Source organism: Chryseobacterium oleae (assembly GCF_900115055.1).
GTDB lineage: Bacteria > Bacteroidota > Bacteroidia > Flavobacteriales > Weeksellaceae > Chryseobacterium > Chryseobacterium oleae.
On the sequence record NZ_FOVD01000010.1, the window covers coordinates 115,331 to 137,795 of the forward strand.

At 39.1% G+C, this 22,465-nt stretch carries 20 protein-coding genes; 10 read left to right on the forward strand and 10 right to left on the reverse strand.

All coding sequences use genetic code 11. The features are described from left to right. Positions 1-352 precede the first annotated feature (352 nt). On the reverse strand, positions 353-922 hold the full coding sequence (locus BM143_RS22500) for a helix-turn-helix domain-containing protein (RefSeq protein WP_034724567.1): 570 nt from the start codon (positions 920-922) through the stop codon (positions 353-355). 153 nt (positions 923-1,075) lie between these two features. On the opposite strand from BM143_RS22500, the gene BM143_RS22505 reads away from it, so the two are divergent. The 10 genes from BM143_RS22505 to BM143_RS22550 all read left to right on the forward strand — a co-directional run bounded on the left by BM143_RS22505 (position 1,076) and on the right by BM143_RS22550 (position 10,832). Continuing rightward, the gene (locus BM143_RS22505) at positions 1,076-1,783 is read left to right on the forward strand and encodes a response regulator transcription factor (RefSeq protein WP_034724569.1); all 708 of its coding nucleotides are present in this window, start codon (positions 1,076-1,078) and stop codon (positions 1,781-1,783) included. 3 nt (positions 1,784-1,786) lie between these two features. Next, complete coding sequence (locus tag BM143_RS22510; protein ID WP_090027493.1) at positions 1,787-3,187, forward strand: sensor histidine kinase; 1,401 nt, start codon at positions 1,787-1,789, stop codon at positions 3,185-3,187. A gap of 467 nt (positions 3,188-3,654) precedes the next feature. Further along, a complete protein-coding gene (locus tag BM143_RS22515) occupies positions 3,655-4,149 on the forward strand; it encodes a hypothetical protein (protein WP_090027564.1) in 495 nt (164 codons plus the stop codon). A gap of 31 nt (positions 4,150-4,180) precedes the next feature. After that, entirely contained in the window at positions 4,181-5,008 is an 828-nt protein-coding gene (locus BM143_RS22520; RefSeq protein WP_090027494.1) for a YoaK family protein, read from the forward strand. A gap of 458 nt (positions 5,009-5,466) precedes the next feature. Next, entirely contained in the window at positions 5,467-7,263 is a 1,797-nt protein-coding gene (gene mutL / locus BM143_RS22525) for a DNA mismatch repair endonuclease MutL (protein ID WP_090027496.1), read from the forward strand. A 3-nt stretch (positions 7,264-7,266) separates the two neighbouring features. Next, positions 7,267-7,995 (forward strand): rhomboid family intramembrane serine protease, encoded by a 729-nt coding sequence (locus BM143_RS22530; protein WP_090027498.1) that lies wholly within the window; start codon positions 7,267-7,269, stop codon positions 7,993-7,995. A gap of 9 nt (positions 7,996-8,004) precedes the next feature. Next, positions 8,005-8,994, forward strand: a complete 990-nt coding sequence (locus tag BM143_RS22535) for an endonuclease/exonuclease/phosphatase family protein (RefSeq protein WP_090027500.1) — start codon at positions 8,005-8,007, stop codon at positions 8,992-8,994. A gap of 77 nt (positions 8,995-9,071) precedes the next feature. Further along, a complete protein-coding gene (locus BM143_RS22540; RefSeq protein WP_090027501.1) occupies positions 9,072-10,046 on the forward strand; it encodes an endonuclease/exonuclease/phosphatase family protein in 975 nt (324 codons plus the stop codon). Positions 10,047-10,050: 4 nt separating this feature from the next. Continuing rightward, positions 10,051-10,413: a hypothetical protein gene (locus tag BM143_RS22545; RefSeq protein ID WP_090027503.1), complete on the forward strand. Its 363-nt coding sequence runs from the start codon at positions 10,051-10,053 to the stop codon at positions 10,411-10,413. 41 nt (positions 10,414-10,454) lie between these two features. Continuing rightward, positions 10,455-10,832 (forward strand): hypothetical protein, encoded by a 378-nt coding sequence (locus BM143_RS22550; RefSeq protein ID WP_090027505.1) that lies wholly within the window; start codon positions 10,455-10,457, stop codon positions 10,830-10,832. A gap of 155 nt (positions 10,833-10,987) precedes the next feature. Here BM143_RS22550 and BM143_RS22555 read toward each other — a convergent pair whose 3' ends face one another. The 9 genes from BM143_RS22555 to BM143_RS22595 form a co-directional block, all read right to left on the reverse strand. Next, positions 10,988-12,502 (reverse strand): GH3 auxin-responsive promoter family protein, encoded by a 1,515-nt coding sequence (locus BM143_RS22555; protein ID WP_090027507.1) that lies wholly within the window; start codon positions 12,500-12,502, stop codon positions 10,988-10,990. Positions 12,503-12,607: 105 nt separating this feature from the next. Further along, on the reverse strand, positions 12,608-13,018 hold the full coding sequence (locus BM143_RS22560) for a BrxA/BrxB family bacilliredoxin (RefSeq protein ID WP_034724594.1): 411 nt from the start codon (positions 13,016-13,018) through the stop codon (positions 12,608-12,610). Positions 13,019-13,475: 457 nt separating this feature from the next. Then, positions 13,476-13,922 carry a GatB/YqeY domain-containing protein gene (locus BM143_RS22565; protein WP_090027566.1) on the reverse strand — a complete coding sequence of 149 codons (447 nt, stop codon included), beginning with the start codon at positions 13,920-13,922 and terminating at the stop codon, positions 13,476-13,478. A gap of 84 nt (positions 13,923-14,006) precedes the next feature. Beyond that, positions 14,007-15,929 (reverse strand): cell division protein FtsZ, encoded by a 1,923-nt coding sequence (gene ftsZ / locus BM143_RS22570; protein WP_090027508.1) that lies wholly within the window; start codon positions 15,927-15,929, stop codon positions 14,007-14,009. 111 nt (positions 15,930-16,040) lie between these two features. Further along, positions 16,041-17,426: a cell division protein FtsA gene (ftsA, locus tag BM143_RS22575; protein ID WP_090027510.1), complete on the reverse strand. Its 1,386-nt coding sequence runs from the start codon at positions 17,424-17,426 to the stop codon at positions 16,041-16,043. 109 nt (positions 17,427-17,535) lie between these two features. After that, the gene (locus tag BM143_RS22580; RefSeq protein ID WP_090027512.1) at positions 17,536-18,498 is read right to left on the reverse strand and encodes a cell division protein FtsQ/DivIB; all 963 of its coding nucleotides are present in this window, start codon (positions 18,496-18,498) and stop codon (positions 17,536-17,538) included. A gap of 84 nt (positions 18,499-18,582) precedes the next feature. Next, the gene (murC, locus tag BM143_RS22585; protein WP_090027514.1) at positions 18,583-19,956 is read right to left on the reverse strand and encodes a UDP-N-acetylmuramate--L-alanine ligase; all 1,374 of its coding nucleotides are present in this window, start codon (positions 19,954-19,956) and stop codon (positions 18,583-18,585) included. A gap of 53 nt (positions 19,957-20,009) precedes the next feature. Then, complete coding sequence (gene murG, locus BM143_RS22590; RefSeq protein WP_090027516.1) at positions 20,010-21,113, reverse strand: undecaprenyldiphospho-muramoylpentapeptide beta-N-acetylglucosaminyltransferase; 1,104 nt, start codon at positions 21,111-21,113, stop codon at positions 20,010-20,012. A gap of 69 nt (positions 21,114-21,182) precedes the next feature. Next, entirely contained in the window at positions 21,183-22,421 is a 1,239-nt protein-coding gene (locus tag BM143_RS22595; protein ID WP_034724606.1) for an FtsW/RodA/SpoVE family cell cycle protein, read from the reverse strand. Positions 22,422-22,465 lie beyond the last annotated feature (44 nt).

Consider the following 22,465-nt stretch of genomic DNA (forward strand, 5'->3'; position numbering starts at 1 on the left):
TTATTTAACAAATCAGGCCAATTTGTTACTTATATTTTACTGTATTTACCTTTTTGGAAATGAAAAATAAAGTTATAATTAGCCCTTAAATATCTTTATTACAGGGTGTTTTAGTTTAATTGATGAAATGTTTCCTGAATGAGAATTTTAGACAGAGATAGTCTTATGGGTTAACATAACGTTAATTTTAGAGGTAAACAGAAAACCGTAAAGTTTACTATTTGTAAACTTTTTGTCTAAATAAATAAGACAGCTTACGAAAATGTGTACCTAAAAACGGAACGTTTCTACGTGTTAACCGTGTCAAGGTTCAAAACCTTGACACGGTTAATAAGGTTTAAAAATAATGGTTCTAAGCGGTATAAAAATAAAGAACAAGCATAATACAGCTTTCATCGCTGATGCTTACCGGAACGTGCGGGAATTTTCCATTAAAATAAAGAGAGTCACCTTCTTTTAAGATAATTTCTTCATTATCGATGATATATTTTACTTCGCCTTTCAGGATGTATTTGAATTCCCAGGCATCAGTAATTACTTTTTCCCTTTTGGAATTGGGTTCAATTGTCAGTAATACGGCTTCAAAACCTAGAGAGTGCAGGCTTTTGCTGAAGATATGCATATACTTGAATCCTTCCGCTTCCACTTCTTTTTCGATAACCTGCTGGCTGTCTTTGGGAAGATAAATGAATTTGGCGCTGGATTTTTTCTCCACGCCTTCAAAGAAATAGCTGGCATCGATCTCCAGAGACTGGATCATATCCAACAGTACAGGAAGTGAAGGAATGGTTCTTCCGTTTTCGATCCTGGACACAAGGCCGTTGCTTACATTGGCTTTGGAAGCCAGCTCATTGATGGTTAAATTATTCTTTTTTCTGATATCCTTCAATCTTTTACCGATACCTATTAAAAAATCATTCATAGTGTTTGCAATTTAACCTAAATTATGTTCCTTCCTTTAAGAGATGAAAAGCAAAGTTAATATTATTCTATATAGCTTCGGTCAACTGCCGGATCAATTCACTGAAAATTGTTATTGAAATTTTTCCCTATTTTTGTGAAATTCCTTATTTGAATGAAAAAGATTATCCTCATCGAAGACGAAACCAGCGTTGTCTCTTTTATAAAGAAAGGGCTTCAGGAAAGCGGCTATGAAATTTCCGTGGCTTTTGACGGGCGTACCGGTGTACAGCTGGTACAGGCCAATGATTTCGATCTGGTGGTTCTGGATATTATGCTGCCGGAAATGAATGGTCTGGATGTCTGCAAAGAGATCAGGAAAACCAATCAGCATGTTCCGATTTTGTTTTTGACCGCACTGGGAACTTCTGAGAATATTGTTCTTGGACTGGAAAGCGGAGGAGATGATTATCTGGTGAAGCCTTTTAAATTTATTGAACTGGTGGCGCGGGTAAAATCTCTGCTAAGAAGAAGCAACGGAGTAAGTCCTCAGGAAATTGCCGAGCCGGAACCGGACAATGAGCACGTATTTCAGTTTTCAGACCTGATGGTTAATGATTATACGAAGAAAGTGACGCGCGCCGGAGATGAGATTTCACTGACGTCTACAGAATATAAACTTCTGCTGTATTTCCTTAATAATCCTGAAAAAGTAATTTCCAGAGCTGAAATTCTGGATGCGGTTTGGGGCGTTAATTATGAGCTGGGAACCAATGTAGTAGATGTTTACGTGAATTATTTAAGAAAAAAACTGGACAGTCACGATGATAATAAGCTGATTCATACGGTGATAGGAATGGGATATGTACTGAAAAAATCTTAATGGATGTTTAATAAAGTTGTTACAAATCAGACCAAAACGATGGTGCTTTTAATGCTGGTATTTACTGCCATCATTCTGCTTTTCAGCGGCTTGGTTTATTTTTCGATTGTCAACTTTTCCCATCAGAGGTTTTATGAACTGCTTAAGATCCGTACAACGACGATTGTTCAGATTGAGAAAAGCAAAGACCATCTTGATCTTCCCGAAAACTATATCCTCAACAGTCTGAATGATGAGGAGCTTCCGATGGAAAGAGATTACGTTTTTGCGGTTCCTGCAGATTCCAATTTCAAAAAAATCTCACAGGAAGTTCATATTCCGGATTATTTTTTCAAAAGTATTGTCAGAAAAGGGGAATCCAATTATAATGATAAAGAATTCTACTATATAGGGCAGACCTTTAAATATGATGATAAAGATTATATCGCCATTGCTTCTGCAAAAAACCATTATGTAATCTATTATCTCGGATTTTTAAAAAGAACACTGATCACCTGTATTGTACTTTCCCTGTTCTTCAGTATGATCTTTTCTTTTTATCTGTCCAAAACTTTATTCAGACCGATTCTTAAAATTACCGGGAAGGTAAAAGAGATCAGTTCCGAGAACCTTCACCTTAGATTAGAAGCTCAGCCTGATAATAAAGAACTGAATGAGCTGGTAGATACGTTCAACGGAATGCTGAATCGTATCGAAACTTCATTTGAAACTCAGAATCACTTGATCGGAAACGTCTCTCATGAACTGAGAACACCTCTGACATCGATTATGGGCGAAGCGGATGTGGCTCTTTCGATCAACAGGACGGCAGATGAATATAAAGATACCTTAGAAATTATTCTCGACGAAGCTGAAAAGCTGGATAAAAAGATCAAAGCCTTACTGATGATCGCTCAAACCGGTTTCGACGGGAAGATCCAGAAAATGGATAAGGTGCGAATCGATCAGCTGCTTTGGGATGTGATCGAAACACTCAGAAAAATTGATTCCAGAAATAATATCTACCTGGATATCAGTATGCTTCCGGATAATCCTAAAAAATTAAAAGTTCAGGGTAATGAGCAGTTATTGCATCTTGCGGTAGCCAATATCATTAACAACGGCTGTAAATATTCTAATTTCCAGCAGGTAAAAGTTTCACTGGGCGCCTCAGATACTGATGTTTATATCATTGTAAAAGATTTCGGGATCGGAATTCCGGAGGTAGAGATGAACAAAATCTACGATCCGTTCTTCAGAGCGTCCAATACCAAAAACTACGAAGGCTACGGAATCGGACTTCCGCTGGCAAGAAATATCGTAAGGATGCACCACGGCGAACTGATCGTAAGTTCTCACGAAAACCAGGGAACCACTGTACAGATGCGTTTTCCTAATTTCTACAGTACGAGACCGGAGAGTTAAGGCTCTGGTTAGAGAATTTGAGGGTCGGAGCGTTTTAGGGTTTGAGAGTTTTGGTAAGTTATGAGTTATCAATGATGAGTTATGAGTTCTGTACTCGGGCCTTTGAGTTGGAAGCTTTTCACCATTGACTTGCGAAACAAAATTGACCATTGACCATTCTCAATCTTAGCCTCAACCTAAAAATCTGAAATCTGATGTCTTGTATCTTGGCTCTTGTTTCTTACAACTAAATTCACCATTCACTTGCGAAGCAAAATTCACTATTCACATTCTTACGCTTAAAGTCTCATGTCTGAGATCTGACATCTGAGGTCTTTCCCTTTCCCTTATGTTAACGGCCATTAACAATATTCTAATCTCATTTTAATCTCTTTAATCACATTTTAATTCCATTCCAAAGGGCTTCTAATCTTGCCGCTTTAGTTTTGTATCATCAAAATATGACAACAAACCTAAATCTAAAAGATATGACCAGAACAATTTTAATCGCCACGGATTTCTCTCTTGAGTCACTGAATATATTAAAAAAAGTACTGAAAGAGAAAGAAGCATCGGAAGACCAGAATCAGTATAACATTCTTTTGGTTTCAGGATATGAAGCCGGAGATTCTATCAGAGATCTTCTTTTCAATACGAAAAATACCATCTTCAATAAGATCAGATCTCAGGAGTTCTGTGATGCCTACGGAATCATCAGAAACAAATATCCTCACCTGGTTAATAAGATCATCTGCGATATTTTCACGGGAAGCTTTCAGAGGACTTTCAACAATTACGTGAAAGCAGAACATATAGAAGAAGCTTACTATTCACCATCCATTAAAAGTAAGGGCAAAGGAAAATTTGATATTGCACCTTACATCAAAAAATGCAAAGATCTGAAGGTTCAGGAAATCAAAGTGGAAATGCCTGAGAGACTTCCGGAAAGAGGAAGACTGGCTGAGATCTTTGTAGAAGCCTAAAAATACATCAACACCATAAAAGAATAAAAAAATGTTAAGAAATTATAGTAACAGCCGAACGTTGGGAGACAATATCAGATTGGGGACGCTGACTGCATTTACTGCAGGTACTATAAATATTGCCTCTCTGTTAATTTTCCTCTCTTTTACGTCCAACGTAACAGGTCACTACGCCATATTGGCAGCGGAAATCAGTAAAGGAAACTGGTCGCAGGTAGCTGTGGTAGGAGCATGGATCTTCCTGTTCTTCTTCGGAAGCTTTGTGTCGAACTTCATCGTCATCAATTTCAATAAAAAGAGTAAATATTTTGCACACTCTATGCCGATTGTGCTGGAAATCATATGTTTATTGTTTGTAGGGATATACGGTCAGTTCTATTACCAGAAAACACTGGAAGAAACAGAATATCTGGTAGCACTGATGCTTTTTGCAACCGGGCTTCAGAACGGGCTTACCGCGAGTATCTCCAACTTCTCGGTGAAAACAACCCACCTTACGGGTACCACCACAGACCTTGGAATTTTGTTTTCCATGTTTACGAAAAAGAAATATAGAAAGAGCGGTGAGTTGATTGCAAGAGCAAAACTGCTGACGAGTATTATGGCGGCCTATGTTTTAGGAGCGGTGTTCTCAGGATTGACATATTATTATCTTGAATTCAGGGTATTTTATGTAATCAGTTTATGTCTTTTAATTGTCATTGGGTATGATGCCTATAAAATTCATATCAGACATTTTAATACCAGATACCGCTACAGCAGGATTTATAAAAAACCAAATATGTTGGCTTCCCTGTATGATAAAATACACGGGATTCCGAAAAGAAAAGAAAAAAGAACGCTTGTTTTTGACGAATGAGCCCTAAAGAAATAAAGTAAATATCAGTATTATTTTTGTGTAAACTAGCTGTGAAACACCCCTTTTCGATGGTAGAGAAGGGGTGTTCTTCTTCAGTTAACGGATGTTTTTTCAGAGCCTGTTTATTTAACGCAAAGTTCTATTCTAAGACCGTACAGTATTAAGGAGAGCAAAGAAGGGAATCAATTTCATTGATTCGATTAAGCGGTGGTATCCGGCAGCTTCATCATCGACGTAGTCGAACTCTTTGCTTTGCTCAAAATTAAGCGCTATGTAAATGAACCTTTGCGTTAAAAAAAGAACATCCTCCTTTCAATGTTTTTTTCCTCCATCAGGGATAAAAACAGAACCGGACGGCAAATTGTGATTAAAATGTTGATAATTAAATTTTAATTCACGGTTTTATTGTTTTAATTCCCGTTTTCATTGACTATTTTTGTAAGTTGATTAAACGTTTTATGTCAGATATTATTCAGCTTTTACCGGATCATGTAGCTAACCAAATTGCGGCAGGAGAAGTGGTGCAGAGACCTGCATCCATTGTGAAAGAACTTTTGGAGAATGCTATTGATGCGGAAGCGTCCAAGATAGAATTGATTATCAGGGATGCAGGAAAAAACCTGATCCAGGTGGTGGACGACGGCAAAGGAATGTCTGAGACCGATGCCCGGATGGCGTTTGAAAGACATGCTACGTCAAAAATCAAAGGAACGGAAGACATCTTTAAGATCTCTACCAAAGGATTCAGAGGTGAGGCGCTGGCTTCTATCGCGGCGGTTTCTCAGGTTGAACTGAGAACGAAGCAGAATGATGCCAAGATTGGAACCAATATCTACATTGAGGGTGGGGTATTTCAGTTTCAGGACCCGATACAGACTGCAGACGGATCTAATTTTCTGGTGAAAAACCTTTTTTACAACGTTCCGGCCAGAAGAAAATTCCTTAAAAATAATAATGTTGAATTCAGACATGTCATTGATGAGTTTCAGCGTGTTGCCTTAGCTCATGAAAATCTGGAGTTTTCCCTGTTTCATGATGATGAAGCTGTTTTCAGACTTAGAAAAGGAAGTCAGATGCAGCGTATTGTAGATGTTTTCGGACGTAAACTACAACCACAGCTGATTCCTATCAAAGAAGATATTATCTGGTGTAAACTTCACGGATTTGTGGCCAAACCTGAAGGCGCTAAAAAGTCAAGAGGAGAACAGTTTCTTTTTGTTAACGGAAGGTATTTCAAAAGTCCGTATTTCAATAAGGCGGTTCAGGAAGCTTTTGAAGGATTGCTTCTGCCGGGATATGTTCCTACATTTTTCCTGTATCTGGAAATGGATCCGGAAAAGATCGATGTGAATATCCATCCTCAGAAAACAGAGGTGAAATTTGAAGACGAGCACCTTATTTTTGCCCTTCTTCGTTCTACCATCAAAAGATCTCTGGGAATTTATAACGTTTCTCCAAGCCTTGATTTTGATAAAGATCCGGAAATGGATGCGATGATGAATAAGCCTTTTCCAAGCAAAGGAAACAGTGGAGGCGGTGTGATCAAGATGCCGGAAATTATTGTAGATAAAGACTACAACCCATTTATTGAAGAGCGAAATGTACGTCCGGAGGAGATTCAGAATCTTACGGAAATGTACCATCAGAATATGACAGCAGAACCTTCGAAGATTAATTTATTTGAAGACGAAGATTTCGATGAAGACCTGATGAGGTTGCCGAACGGCTATTGGCTGTTCAACAAAGGCGATGTAACCCTGATGCTGGATCTTGGAAGAATGCACAGACTGGTTGTTTCCGAAAACAATAAAACATCAAGGAAAAACAATATCAATGTAAACCCCAACAGCCATGCTTTGCTGTTTTCTCTGGAGTATCATATGAACGAAATTGAGAAGAGTAAATACAATTCTTTCAAAAAATTTCTTCCGGAACTCGGGTTTGACATGAAAATTGCACATGAAAGCGTGCTGAGAATAGATGCACTTCCCGAAGGACTTAAAGAAACCCAGGCAATGAAGTTTCTGGAGAACCTTTTTGAGATCCTGGAATATAAGACTGAAGAGGAATTTATGCAGTTTTATCTCAACCAGTGGAACAAAATGCATTCGAAATCAAGGTTCGATTTTATTTATAAGAAAGATGCGGAACAGGTCATCAAAGATTTTACAGCTTTAGGCTTCCCGGAATTTTTACCGGATGGCAAAAGATGTTTTTATGAAGTTCCGTTTAATGATTTTAAAAAGAAATTTTAAAAAATGTTTAACAATATACCACCCATCACAAGGAATATTATTATAATCAATATTGTAGTATTTATTGTTACCTATTTTCTAGCAGATATAGCAACTGAATATCTTGCTGCTTTTTATCCCTTTTCTCCGTTTTTCCATTCATGGCAGATCATCACGCATATGTTTATGCACGGAAGCATTATGCATATTTTGTTTAATATGTTGACATTATATAGTTTTGGCCCTATCTTGGAACAGTCATTGGGAGAGAAAAAGTATCTGATCCTTTATTTTTTAAGTGGGCTGGGAGCTTTTTTCCTTTTTAATCTATGGAATTTTGTTGAAGTTCAGCAGTTGGTAAGTGAATTACAGCAGCTTGGGTTTAATGTCAACGCTTATTTTTCAGGAGCAAATGTCGGATTTAGCGGAGATGCAGCTTCGGTTCTTAAACAGAAAGAACTATTAGTAAGCGTGCAAAAGATGATGGGAACACCTATGGTTGGTGCTTCTGGAGCTATTTTCGGAGTGATAGCAGCCTTTGCCACCCTTTACCCTGATTCAAAGATCATGATGATGTTTATTCCGGTTCCTATAAAGGTTAAATACCTGATGCCTATCGTTATTGTCGTTTCTATATACCTTGGCGTTTCCGGAAACGGAGGCGGTATTGCTCACCTGGCACATGTTGGCGGCGCATTAGTTGGCTGGATTCTTGCAAGGATATGGAAAAAACATTTGTATAGATTCAATTAGAAAAATTCTGTGAAAGTTTTCCGTCTTATCATATTAATCCTGCATCTCGGTATTTTATTCCTGCTGCTGGGTACTTTATTGAATGCGTATGTTCCGCCTAAAATATTTCCGTGGTTCAATCTGCTGTCTTTAGGGTTTCCTGTGCTGGTTATACTGTATGCAATATTTACTCTGTTCTGGCTTTTCAGCTGGAAAAAAAGAACTTTTGTCTTTATGCTGGCGGGACTATTCTTTATGGTTCCTGTACAGAGATGGATCAATTTCACTTCCGACAAAAAAGAAAAAGCAGACCTGAAAGTACTTTCTTTTAATGTTAAGGCTGGTTTGCTCGGTGCTGATGCCGTTAAGGAATACCTGAACAGGTCTGATGCCGACGTAATTATGCTGCAGGAGTCCGGGAGTAAAATCTCGGTCCGAGGAATGGAGGGAAGTGGCAAAAATGGAGTACTGAAGGTCTTTTCAAAATATAAAATTATAGATTCTAAGGAACTTATTAAGAGTGATTCTGAAAGCAATAATGCGTATGCGTCCCAGACAGATATTGAAATTAATGGAAAAATATACCGGTTTATCAATATGTATCTGGAGCCTTTTAAATTTGAAAAAGGGATGATCAAAATGGATGGTCTCAAAGAAGAGGATGAAAGAAAGATGAAGAACATCGTTAAAAGACTGATCCCGGTTTTTAAAAAGCACCAGGACCAGGTAAGTACTATTAAAGAAAGCATTGAAGCGTCACCTTATCCCGTTATTCTTGCCGGAGACTTTAATTCTGTTCCGAATTCTTACGAATATTATCACTTGTCTGATGGTCTCGAAGATGCCTTTGTAAAAGCGGGAAAAGGAAGTGCAACCAGTTTCCACGACTACAAATTTCCAATCAGAATTGATTATATTTTCACCTCAAAAACGATCCTGCCGGTCAGCTATACTGTGGACCGAACTGTAAAGATTTCAGATCATTATCCTGTAATAGGAAAATTTTCACTAAATCATTAATAATCATAAAATTAGTTAAAGGTTTTGAGCTTGGTAGGGTTTTTGATGAAGAGAATCGTACCCTAGTCCGTTATTTCATGAAGCCGAGCCAGTTCTTACTATTTATTCACATTGTTATTGCCGTGTTGCTCTTATGCACATTGGGCAACGCATGGATTCCGCCTAACTTTTTAGGCTCTCTTAACCTTCTTTCGCTTGGTTTCCCCTATCTGATTATCGTATATGTCCTACTTACATTGGTTTGGATTGTTAAACGCAAGAAAATAGCCATTGCATTTTTGTTAGGAACATTTCTTTTTTACAACCCCGTAAGACGATGGGTTAATTTTTCTCCAAAAACAGAAAGTTTTAAGTCCATCAGAGATATCAAAGTCATTACGTTTAATGTAAAATATGGCGATTTTGGCTGGGATAAAGTGAAAAAATACATTGCTGATCAGGATGCCGATATTATTCTGGTTCAGGAAAAAGACACCAACAGGGCTATCAGAAAGGATATGGTAAAATATCCTTCAGTGATTCTGAAGACGAAACACAAAATTGTAAGACAGGAGAAGCTGATTGAAGAAAGCGCAAGAGGAAACTCTTTCTATGCTGATGTAGATATCAACGGAAAAATTATAAGAGTCGTGAATGTGTATCTGGAGCCATTCAGACTGCATAAATCAATGCTTAAATTTGATGGTTTTGCCAAAGAAGGCGGGAAAATAGCGAACCTTTTTGCGCATATGACACCTACTTTCAAAGCCCATGAAGATCAGATCAGAAAGATTCGTAAGGTAATCGATTTTTCACCTTATCCGGTGATCTTGGCTGGAGATTTCAACTCGGTTCCCAATTCTTATGAATATTATAATCTTGGGAAAGATCTTCAGGATGCGTTTCTTACGGTAGGAAACGGAGCCTCAACCAGTTTTCATGATTATAAAGTGCCTCTTAGAATCGACTATATCTTTACTTCAAAGTCTATCGTTCCTCTAAGCTATAAGGTAGACCACTCTGTAAAATTATCGGATCACTATCCAGTAATTGCAGAATTTCTGCTAAATTAGTTCCATGAAAAATTTACTCTCTGCGGTTTTTGTGATACTGCTTTTGCTGTCGGCCTGTTCAAAGAAAGAAACACCGGGTTTTGCAGCAGATGAGCAGGTGAAAATTCATTATGATACCGCTGCTGTCGATTCATTTTCAGCAGGTGCCACATCAGTAGATATTGTCCGCCAGATCAGAATGTCATCACAGAAATATCAGGATTCTATAAAGGAAGCTGAAAAACTTAAGAAAGAAGAGCAAAAGCTGAAAGAAGAGCTCGAAAAAGAGAACAAAAAGAAACTGGAAGAAGAGAAGAAGAAGACGGAAGCAGAGAAAAAACAGAAAACATCAGACACTCCGCCAGCCAATGGAGCGAAGACAGAATAAAATTCACCAAATATTAAAAACCTTTTAAAAAAATATACAATATGAAAAAACAAATCTTAGCAGCAGCTGCCATCGCAGTATTTGTTGTATCATGCACAAAGTCTACGACTAAAACAGAACAGGTTGAAGGAACCGACGGGTCTGTAACGACCACCACGACTACCGTTTCTGAAACATCTCCTCATGTGGATACTGCTAAAATAGACAAGGCGAAGGAAGATGTAAAAGCTAAAGTAGATGCGGCAGGAAACAAAATAGACGAAGCTGCTCAGAAAACGAAAGAAGACCTTAATAAAGCAGGGAAAGACATCAAAGCCGGAGCGAAAGAAGTTGGCCAGGATGTGAAAGATGCCGCTGCAAAAGGCGCTGCCAAAGTAGAAGAGGGAGCGAAGAAATTGAAGGAGGATTTAAAGAAATAGTGAAATACTAAAATACAGAAAACGCAGTCAAATTTTGGCTGCGTTTTTTTTGTTGATTAGGGATTAGGGATGAGGAATTAGGGAAGTACCCTAATATTAATTTGAGGGCTTCTGTAACTTCCATCTTCCTTCGTCAAGCTTCCTTTCTCTTTGCATTATCTGTTAAGTTCCAGTAAAGGATCTATATATTCTCTGTCGTTGCTCAGTCTCGGGACTTTATTCTGGCCGCCCAGTTTTCCTTTGGACTCCAGCCATTGGTAGAAAAGATCAGGTTTTGCGATGTGGACAATGGGTCTTTTCAACGTCAGATTGTTATATCTTTTGGCTTCGTAATCTGAATTGATCGTTTTTAAATGATGATCGAAAGCATCGGTAAAACGGTCCAGATCATCCGGATGGTGACTGAATTCGAAGATCCATTCATGGGCACCGCCTTCATTCTCTTTCATGAAAACAGGAGCACCTGTGAAGTCGGTAATGCTTGCTCCGGTCACTTCGCAGGCCTTTGATAGCGCAGATTCCACATTCGTGATCATAAGCTCTTCTCCGAACGCATTGATATAATGTTTGGTTCTTCCTGTAATTTTTATTCTGAAAGGATTGGTAGAGGTAAATACCACGGTATCGCCGATCAGGTATCTCCACAGTCCGCCGTTGGTAGTGATCACCATTGCATAGTTTTTTCCTACTTCAACATCTTCCAGACTCACCACTTTCGGGTTGGAAAAATGAAACTGATCCATCGGAATAAACTCGTAAAAAATACCGTAATCCAACATCAGCAGCATTTCGTCGCTGTCCGATCTGTCCTGGATCCCGAAGAAGCCTTCAGAAGCATTGTAAATTTCGTAGTAATTGATCTTTTTACCGATGATCTGCCTGTATTGGTCCTTGTATGGCTTGAAACTGATTCCACCGTGAAAAAAGACCTCTAAATTAGGCCATAGCTCAGAAATGCTTCCGCTGTCGGTTTCTTTCAATACCCTTTGAAGAAGAACCATCATCCAGCTCGGTACCCCAAGGATACTTCCTACATCTTCATTTTTTACTTCCGAAGTGATGGCTTTAAGCTTGCTTTCCCATTCAGACATCAGGGAAACCTTTTTGCTTGGTGTGGTGGTAATTTCTACCCAGAACGGAAGATTATCAATTAATATAGCGGAGAGATCCCCGAATTTGGTATTAAAATCGGCATGAAGTTCAGAACTTCCTCCCAAACGTAGGTTTTTATTGGTAAAAAGCTGATTTTCAGGATGATTGTTAGCGTAGATAGACACCATATCTTTTCCAGCCTTCATGTGGCAGTATTCAAGGCTTTCGGCGGAAATGGGGATGAATTTGCTTTTTGCATTGGTTGTTCCCGAGGATTTTGCAAAATGTTTGATGTATCCCGGCCAGGTTACATCCTTATGTCCCTGTCTTGCTCTTTCAATAAAAGGCTCGAAATCTTCATAGGTAACGATCGGAACCTTGTTTTTAAAGTCCTGATAGCTCGAAATTGAATTGAAGCCATATGCTCTGCCATATTCCGTATCTTCAGCATGAAACAGCTGAGAAAAGAGTATACCTTTCTGAGTTTCAATGGGATGGTCCATGAAATTCTGAATCTGATCTATCCTTTGGCGGATAAACCAGTTGACGACAGTATTGAAAAGTGCCTTTGTTGCCATTCCAACAAATATAATAATATTTGAATTTTTAGAGAATTTTTATCGTAATAAATAAAAAAACCGTTACAAATAATGTAACGGTTTGGTATTTAGATTTATTGTTTCTTAGCAGTACTCGTCAAAAGCGGCCTGAAGATTTGCTGCAATAGCGCCTGCAGGGTTTCCTTCGATGTGGTGTCTTTCCAGCATGTGAACCAATTCACCATCCTTGAAAAGCGCTACACATGGAGAGCTTGGAGGGAATGGAGCAAGATGCTTTCTTGCTTCTGCTACGGCTTCCGTATCAAATCCTGCAAAAACAGTTGTTAAATGATCAGGTTTTTTATCCCCTGTCAAAGAATACACAACTCCCGGTCTTGCCGCACCTGCTGCACATCCACAAACTGAATTGATCACCAATAGGGTAGTTCCTGACTGCTTTAAAGCCTCTTCTACCTGTGCCGGAGATGTTAAATCCTGGAAACCTTTATCTGTAAGTTCTGCCTTCATAGGCATTACTAAATCTGTTGGATACATATATTTTGTTTTTTATCGATACAAAGTTAATGATTTCTTAGCTTTTCTTCAATATATAAAAACTATCAATTGTTTAGTCAGATAAAATTAATATAATATTAATATTTCAATAATATTCAAAAAAATGTGAAATAAAATTATGAATAATGAGAAATATTTACTAAATTTGAAATGATTCTGAAAAACAAACGACCATGAAAAAAACATTTACTGCTTTCCCTCGAGCATTCAAATTATTCAATTCGGCATGAATCAGCCGTTAAGTAACACCGATTCAGTTTTTTTTAAACATGATCAACTGAATTAATAATTATGAATATCCAAAAAAATGAATCCCGGAACGCTAGCGTTCCGGGATTCTTTAATCAAATCGATATGCAAAGGTTGGATATCCTGTTTTTTGGGTTCGTATTTGCATTCCGGTTAAATTCCGGATCTTGCACCACGTATCCCGGTTTTATGAAAGCAGCTTTTTCGCCATTTCGGAAATACTTTTTCCGTCTGACTTCCCTGCCAACGCTTTTGAAGCGGCTCCCATTACCTTTCCTAAGTCTTTTGCAGACTCAGCTCCGGTTTCTGAGATAATGTTCCTGATCTCAGCTTCCAGTTCTTCCGGACTCAGCTGTTTAGGCAAAAATTGCTCAATCACTTTCATCTGGGCTTCTTCTACTTCAGCAAGGTCATTTCTTCCCTGTGCAGAAAACTGCTCGAAAGAATCTTTACGCTGCTTAATCATTCTCTGAAGGATCGCAATTTCCTGCTCCGGAGTAACTTCAACTCCTCTCGCTTCAGTGTGTAGATTTAAAATTTGAGCTTTTACAGCTCTCAGAGAGTCCAAAGCGACTCTGTCTTTCGCTCTCATGGCTGTTTTTATAGCTTCGCTTATGATATTTTCTAAACTCATGGTTTTGGTAATTTGATGATATGCTGATGGGCTGATCTGATGATTCATTATCACATCATCAAATCAACTCACCGTCATATTATTTTAGTCAACGTCTTTATTTAAAAATCTGTTCTCTCTCACCTGCATAGATCCGTTATTGTCAGACAGATAGGTGTTGATATTCTGGTCTGAGGCATTGGTTCCGTCTATAGCGATGTTCTTTCTTTTGAAAGCCGGTACAGATTCGAATTCGCTTGTACTGTCAAAGCTTTGATAGCGTGAATTGAATTCTTTTAATTTATTTCTTCTCTCCACAATTCTGTCCTGGTCAACCGCTTTATTCACGAAGGTGAATTCTGATTCTGCAGGTTTTGGAGTTTCAATTTCTATTTTTTCTTCAAAAGCCGGTTTTGTTTCCGCTTTCGGCTCTTCATATCTTGTCTGGAAGATCGCTTCAACTGCCTGAACCGGAATTTCAGTTACTGCACTTGCAGGCGCTGTAAATTCTGCTTTTGGCTGACCGTAGTCAGTCTTAGGCTCATTGGACGAAGGCTGATTGTTTACAAAGAAACTGAATTCAACAGGTTTTTCATCTGAAAAAACACTCGTAGCTGGTGTAGACGGAGTTTCATCTTTTCTGGCATCAAAATCAAATTTAAAAGACTCGATTTCCAGATCATTTGGATCTTCTCCTTCTTCATCATAAGAGAATAAGCTGTAAGACTCTTCTTCTGTTTCCTCCTCATTTCTCCAGTCGCGGGAAGCGCTGTTCTGCGTATCTTCCTCTTTATCAAAGAATTTTATTTCTGTTTTAATTTCTTCTTCCTCAACGATCATTTTTTTTTCAGAAGAGGTCATGCCGAATTGTGGCGCATCGCTGTCCTCGTCATCGAGTCTGAAAGTGTGCTTTCCTCCGAAATCACGCGTTGGTTCAGAAGTTGTTTCTCTTTCTTCTCTTGTTTTGAAAGGAGAGGATTTTGGCGTCTCAAGACTGTCATTAAGACTGATTCTGATCTTCTCTGTAGGACCCGCAAATCTTTTGCTGTCATTTGAAAAACCTGTAGCGATGACAAGAACGCTTACAGAATCTCCCAGTTCTTCATCAGCACCCACCCCGAAAATAATGTCAGCAGTATTTCCAGCTTCTTTCTGAATGTGGTCCATAATTACCCCGATCTCATCCATGGTCACTTCTTCAGCACCACTTCTGATCAATAGAAGGACGTTTTTAGCACCGGTAATCTTGTTGTCATTCAACAATGGAGAGTCTAATGCTTTTTTAACCGCTTCTTCTGCTTTGTTTTCTCCTGAAGCAATTCCTGTAGACATCAAAGCTGTACCAGAGTTCTGAAGTACAGATTTAGCATCTCTAAAGTCAATGTTTACATCGAAGTAACCGGTAATAACTTCTGCCATTCCTTTCGCGGCATTGGTTAAAACTTCATCGGCCTTTGAGAATCCCTGCTTGAATCCAAGGTTTCCAAACTGCTGTCTTAATTTATCATTATTGATGACAATAAGTGAATCAACATTATTTCTTAGCTTTTCAAGACCAATTTCGGCCTGCTCAAGTCTTCTTTTCCCTTCAAAACTGAAAGGAACGGTAACGATACCCACGGTAAGAATTCCCATGTCTTTAGCTACCTTAGCAATCACAGGAGCAGCTCCGGTACCTGTACCACCGCCCATTCCGGCAGTAATGAACACCATTTTGGTATTCTGGCCCATAGATGCTTTGATCTCTTCGATGCTTTCAATAGCAGATTTTTCCCCCACTTCAGGATCAGCGCCGGCACCAAGACCTTCTGTGATGGTGGTACCAAGCTGTACTTTGTTGGCAACGGGGTTATTATCTAACGTTTGGGCATCCGTATTGCAGACTACGAAGTCTACTCCGTAAATCCCTTTCTCGTACATGTGTTTCAGCGCGTTGTTTCCACCGCCTCCTACACCGATTACTTTTATGATGGATGAATTTCCTTTTGGCAAATCAAATGAAAATCCTTGTGTACCTATATTTTCCATAACTATGCTTTTTATAATTGATGAGTGATGAATGATAACTGATGAGTGATAAATGGCGTTGGGCAAAAAGCTTTTTATTTATCAATTATCAATGATCTTCTATCATTTATATTACTCTACTTCTTCAAAGAATTTTTTTACTTTTTCCATAAGCGACTGCCCGAAGGTCAATTTCGCTCTTCTGTTTTCCTGCTGCTCATTAACAACGGGTTGTTGTTCCTGAACCATCGCTGTAGGCTGAACCGCCTGAACTGTTTCTGACTGTGCCACAGCAGCTTCTGCATTGGCCATTTCCTCTTCCACGAGTTCTTCTGTTTCAGCGCCCTGCTTTTTGTCGCGAATCTTCAAACTCTCCATCAGCAAGCCGATTGAAGTAGCAAATTCCGGGCCTTTCAGGTACTGATTCTTGTCGTTTGCAATATATTCATTAGCAAATCCGATTCTGCTGTCAAAACCTGTTGTATAATTGGCAAGCTGGCGAAGGTGCTTCAAGTTGGATCCACCTCCCGTAAGGACAATCCCTGCGATCAGCTTTTTCTTTTGCTCGAATGCTCCGTAAGCTTTTAATTCTGTATTCACCATTTCCAGGATTTCTTCCACTCTCGCGTTGATGATCTGCGCCAGGGTTTTAAGGGAAATCTCTTTATCCGGCCTTCCGTGAAGTCCGGGAATGGTTACAAATGTGCTGTCTTTTTCCAGTTCCGGAACTGCAGAACCGAATTTTACTTTCAGTTGTTCTGCATGTTTCTCGATAATGGAGCAGCCTTCTTTGATATCTTCCGTAATGATACCGCCTCCGTAAGGAATGACGCAGGTATGACGGATGATATTATCTTTGAAGATCGCAATATCTGTAGTACCGCCGCCTATATCTACGATAGCAACGCCGGCTTCTTTTTCTTCTTTCGTTAATACAGCTTCTGAAGACGCCAGAGGTTCCAGGGTAAGGGCTTCCATTTCAAGGCCTGCTTCTCTTACACATCTTGCGATGTTTCTGATGCTGCCCATCTGTCCTACTACCACGTGGAAGTTAGCTTCCAAACGCTTCCCATGCATTCCTACGGGCTCCTGAATTTCACCTTCGGAATCCACTTTATATTCCTGGGGAAGAACATGGATGATTTCTTCTCCGGGAAGCATTACCAGCTTTTTTACCTGATCTTTCAGGGCTTCAATGTCGTCGTCTGTAATAAATTTGTCCGGATGCTCACGCATGATATAGTCGGAATGCTGAAGAGAACGGATATGTTTTCCTGCAATACCTACTGTGACCTTACGGATAGGAACTCCTGCGCTGGATTGTGCTTCAGAAACGGCCGCCTTGATTGAATTAATGGTTTGTGAAATATTATTCACAATACCTTTATGAACTCCAAGACTTTTGGCCTTCCCAACGCCGAGAACTTCTATCTTCCCGTGTGCATTCCTCCTTCCGACAATCGCGACAATCTTCGTTGTCCCGATGTCCAGACCTACTGAATACTCTTGATTTTCCATTTTATGTCGATTTGATTTTTTTCTACTTTTTCATGTCTGGGACTTGTCCCGTTTTTTTAATCAATTGGATTTTATCCAATTCTATGTTAAATCGTCCCTTTGGGACTCTTTATTCTATTTTTACCTTTGCTTTGGGCTTTGCTGCCGTGGGCTTTTTCTCTGTCTTTTTCGTTTCCTTTGGTTTGGCGGTCGTTTTTGGCTTTGCTTTTTCCTTAGGCTTTGCTGCAGGTGTTTTTGCTTTCTTCGTTTCAGTTTTAGGCATTACGTCCGGTTTTTTAGCTGCAGCCAGTGCCGGGGCTTTGGCCAGTTCCAGATTTCCTGCTTTCAAAATACTGTCGTTTTCTTTGAAATAAGGATTTAAAGTGGTTACAATCTGGTTCTGGTATTTCACTGAAACCATGCTGTACTTTTGTGGATCTTGAAATACAAGGTATTTTTCCACGAAAGTTTTTAAGCCTTTAACTTTAAATTCAATATTATCAAGATCTCCTATTTCTACTTTATAATTTCCGTCACTGGTGAGGAGATTATAGTCGCCTTTGCTTTTTGAAATTCCGATAAAGAATTTTTTACTGAAATCATCTTTATCAATCTTTTCCACTAATTCTGCCAGTTTTTCATACTCATCCGGATTAATATTTCCTGTCACCAGCATGCATGGATGCGAATAGGTTTTGGAAATGGGAAATTCAACTCCTTTTTCATCTACATAGAAGTCTCTTCCGTCTTTATTCAGTCTGAAAACAGGAACTCTCTGCTTAATATCCAGATAAAGCTTCCCGTTTAAATTCAAATAGACATTGGCACTGTCTACCGCCGGAAGTGAATTGATTTTCTTTTCCAATACCGGAATATTCAGGTCTCCTACTTTCCCGGAAGGATTTTCTTTTTTTACAATTTCCCGGATATCTTTTTCATCAATGAAGTATACGGGAGTTTTTTCATTCATTTTTACAGAAATCTTATTGTCCGTAATCTTCTGGCCGCTGAATCTCTTCAATGAGAAACTCAGCAGTAATCCAAGGATGATCACTGTGACAGCAATTTTTAATATTCTGTATTTATTTTTCATATATTTTGTACAATGTATAAAGTACAGTGTACTGTGTATTTTAATTAGTTATTTTATTAAATAATCTCTGTACATTAATACTTTTTAAATTTTACTTTGTACAGAAGCATTTATCCATTCCGTAATAGGATCATACAGGGTATCAATGTTTCCTGCGCCTACCGTGAGAAGGATGTCAAAATCTTTTTGTTTTATTTTATCAAAAGCATCGGACAGATCCGATTTTTCTTTTTTGTCTAAATTCACTTTTTCCAATAACCAGCCGGATGTTATTCCTTCGAAATTTTCTTGAAGTTCTCTTGCCGGATAAATGTCGAGAAGGATCAGTTCATCTGCTTTGCTTAAACTTTCTGCGAACCCATCTGCGAAATCTCTAGTTCTGCTGAAAAGATGCGGCTGGAAAACCACTAACAGTTTTTTCTCCGGATAAAAGGTTCTGATTGAGCTCACGACCGCATTGATCTCTGTCGGATGGTGGGCATAATCATCAATATAAATTTTACCGTTTGGATAAATATGCTTGGTGTATCTTCTTTTAATTCCTTTAAAATTGGCAATAGCCTTTTTCAGCGTTTCAAAATCTACGCCTAAATTGTGAAGGATAGCCAATGCTGCTGTTGCATTTTCCACATTATGGATGCCCGGAATTTCCCAAACAAAATCTTTTACCGTTTCAGATGGAGTATGGAAATCAAAATAGATCTTATCATGATCCATACGCAGGTTGTCTGAATAGTAATCTGCTTTTTCATTGACGGCGTAAGTCTGATGGTCTCTGCCGATGTCCAGTCCTTTTCTTACAAATAACTGTCTGTCATTCGGAACGAGTGCCGCAAACTGCTTGAACCCTTCTTCAATATGGCTTTTGTCGCCGTAAATATCCAGGTGATCAGCATCAGTAGAAGTTACTACAGCCCAGTCCGGAGAAAGGGTCAGGAAGCTTCTGTCATATTCGTCGGCTTCTACTACCGAATATTGTGTGCCGTTATACAGGAAGTTTGATCTGAAATTTTCAGAAATACCGCCTAAAAAGCATGAAAACGGAAGGTCAGCTTCTTTGCACAGGTGTGAGACCAATGTAGAGGTTGTTGTTTTTCCGTGAGTTCCTGCTACAGCGATACAGTCCGTATTCTCTGTGATCAGGCCTAAAACTTTGGCACGTTTTAAAACTTCAAAATGATTCTGGTTGAAATAATCTAAGATCCCCAATGTTTTGATGGCAGGAGTATAGATCACCAAGGTGTTTTCTTTTTGAAGTCCGGTTACTTTTTCGTCAATATGATCTTCGAAAACGATATCAATTCCTTCTTTCATCAGTTGGGTCGTAAGCTTGGTGTTGGTCTTGTCATAGCCCAGCACTTTTTTGCCCGAAGCATTGAAATAACGCGCCAAAGCACTCATTCCAATCCCTCCGATTCCTACGAAGTAATAATTTTGATATGTTTCAAGAATTTTCATACTTATTAAAAAATTTAAAGATTAAATGATTGAAGAATTAACCTATTATCAAATTATCTCATTAACATGCTAAATATCTCATCTACAATCTCTTTTGCGGCATTGGGCTTAGCAAAATATTCCATATTCTGAGACATCTCATTTCTCACATTGGCACTGTTGCAGATTTCTTCCAGAATATTCCAGAATTTTTCCTGTACTTCAGAGTCTTTTACCATTCTTGCTGCATTTTTTTCAACCAGATTCATGGCATTTTTGGTCTGGTGGTCTTCCGCCGCAAACGGGAAAGGGACCAGAAGAACCGGCTTTTTAGCAACCGCCAACTCTGAAATGGCAATGGCTCCGGCTCTTGAAACAATGATGTCTGCTGCAGAGTAGGCCAGTTCCATGTCCTTGATGAACTCCAGGATCTGAATGTTTCTGCAGTGCGTATCTTTTGTTTCTTCTAAAATATCTTTATAATCAAGCTTTCCTGTTTGCCAGATCAGCTGATAGTCTTTATTGACAAGTTCATTTAAATGAGATCTCCAGGCATTGTTTAATGTTCTGGAGCCCAAAGAACCACCTACTGAAAGAATGGTAAGTTTATCTTTGCTCAGTCCCATTTTTTCTTTTGCCAGATCTGTTTCTGTCATTCCTGTGATGATATTCTCACGAATAGGATTTCCCAGGAATTTTATTTTTTCAGCTGGAAAACCTTCCACTTTCGGATAAGCCGTGAAAACGGCTTTGGCTTTTTTACTTAATATTTTATTGGTTACGCCTGCATGGGCATTCTGCTCCTGAATAAAGATGGGAATTCCCAATTTATTGGCTTCATACAAAGCAGGTCCGCTTGCAAAACCTCCGGTTCCAACTGCAAAATCGGGAGCGAAATTTCTAATGATCTTCTTTGATCTTGACAAGCTTTTCAAAATTTTGAAAGGCAACCCTAAATTCGACAACATATTTCCTCTGTCGATTCCGGCAATATCAATTCCTTCAATTTTATAACCTGCCTGTGGAACTTTTTCCATTTCCATTTTTCCGTTGGCTCCGATGAACAAAAATTCTGTATCAGGAAATCTTTTTCTGATTTCGTCTGCAATAGCGATAGCCGGGAAGATGTGTCCTCCTGTTCCGCCGCCTGATAGTAATACTTTTAGTTTTTTGTTCATTTTCTTTTTATGTTGATGGACTGATAGGACTGCGTCCTATCTTTTGTTAAATCGTCCCGTTGGGACTCTTTATGCAATATCATTAATTTCTGCTACGCTTTGTTTTTTGCCCATTCCTTCTTCATCGTATATCTGGATTCTTGAGCTTATATTTAAAATAATTCCAAGCTGGAGGTACGTCACCAGCATAGAGGTTCCTCCGTAACTTATCAATGGCAGCGGCTGTCCTGTTACCGGGATCAGATTGACTGCTACAGCAATATTTACTGCAAGCTGAATGAAGATCATCACCCCGAGACTGAGCACGAGCAGGGACCCGAAAAACGCGGGCATTTTGCTGGCAATCATCACGATTCTGATCATCATAATGAGATACAGACATATCAGGAAAGCGGCACCAATCAGTCCGTATTCTTCTACAATCACGGCAAAAATAAAGTCGGAGGCAGACTGTGGAAGCATTTGTTTCAATGCACTTTTTCCAGGTCCCATTCCGGTAATTCCACCATGTACGATGGCGGCTTTGGCTTGCATTACCTGATAGTTTTTAGCTTTTACGCTTTCATCATCTACATCAGCGGTTTTTGCTTTGCTGGAGGTAAATGTTTCGATACGGCTCATCCATGTATGCACACGGTTTCCGCCGATCAGATTGGTGTTTAATGCGATAATCAGGAAGAAAACAATGGCTACAAAAGAGGAAGAGATGAACCCAGCAATGTATTTCCAGTGGAGTTGCCCTATAATCAGAACAATCACGGAAACCATCAGGATCATCAATGCCGTAGAACCGTTGTCTTTCGCTACCAGTACAAATACCAGCAGGATAGGTCCGAAGATGTACATAATGTTCTCTATCGGAAGTCTTTCCCGGGTTATTTTCTTGGTCAGATATCTACAGAGATAAATGATCAGCATTAAAAACGCAAATGACGAAGGCTGGAAGGAGATAGGGGTTCCGGGGATTTTCAACCATCTTGAAGCACTGGCTCCATCAATGGTCTGACCCGTAAACATGGTGACCACAAGGAGGACTATCATTAAACCGAGCAGAATACTGCTGAGCTTTCCGATGTACTCGTATTTCACCATTCCTACCACTCTCATGATCACAAGACCTAAGACCACAAAGAACATATGCTTGATAACGTGACCTGTTGTGGTCCCGTTATTAACGATATATTCCAGATTTGAACTTGCAGAGTATACAGGGAAAATAGAGAAAATGGAGATCACAAGGATGACCATCCAAAGTACTTTATCGCCCTTTAGAAATTCAATTCTGCTTTCTGTGTTCTGTTCGTCCATATTTTTGTATTCATGTATGATGTACAAAGTAAAATGTACTTTTG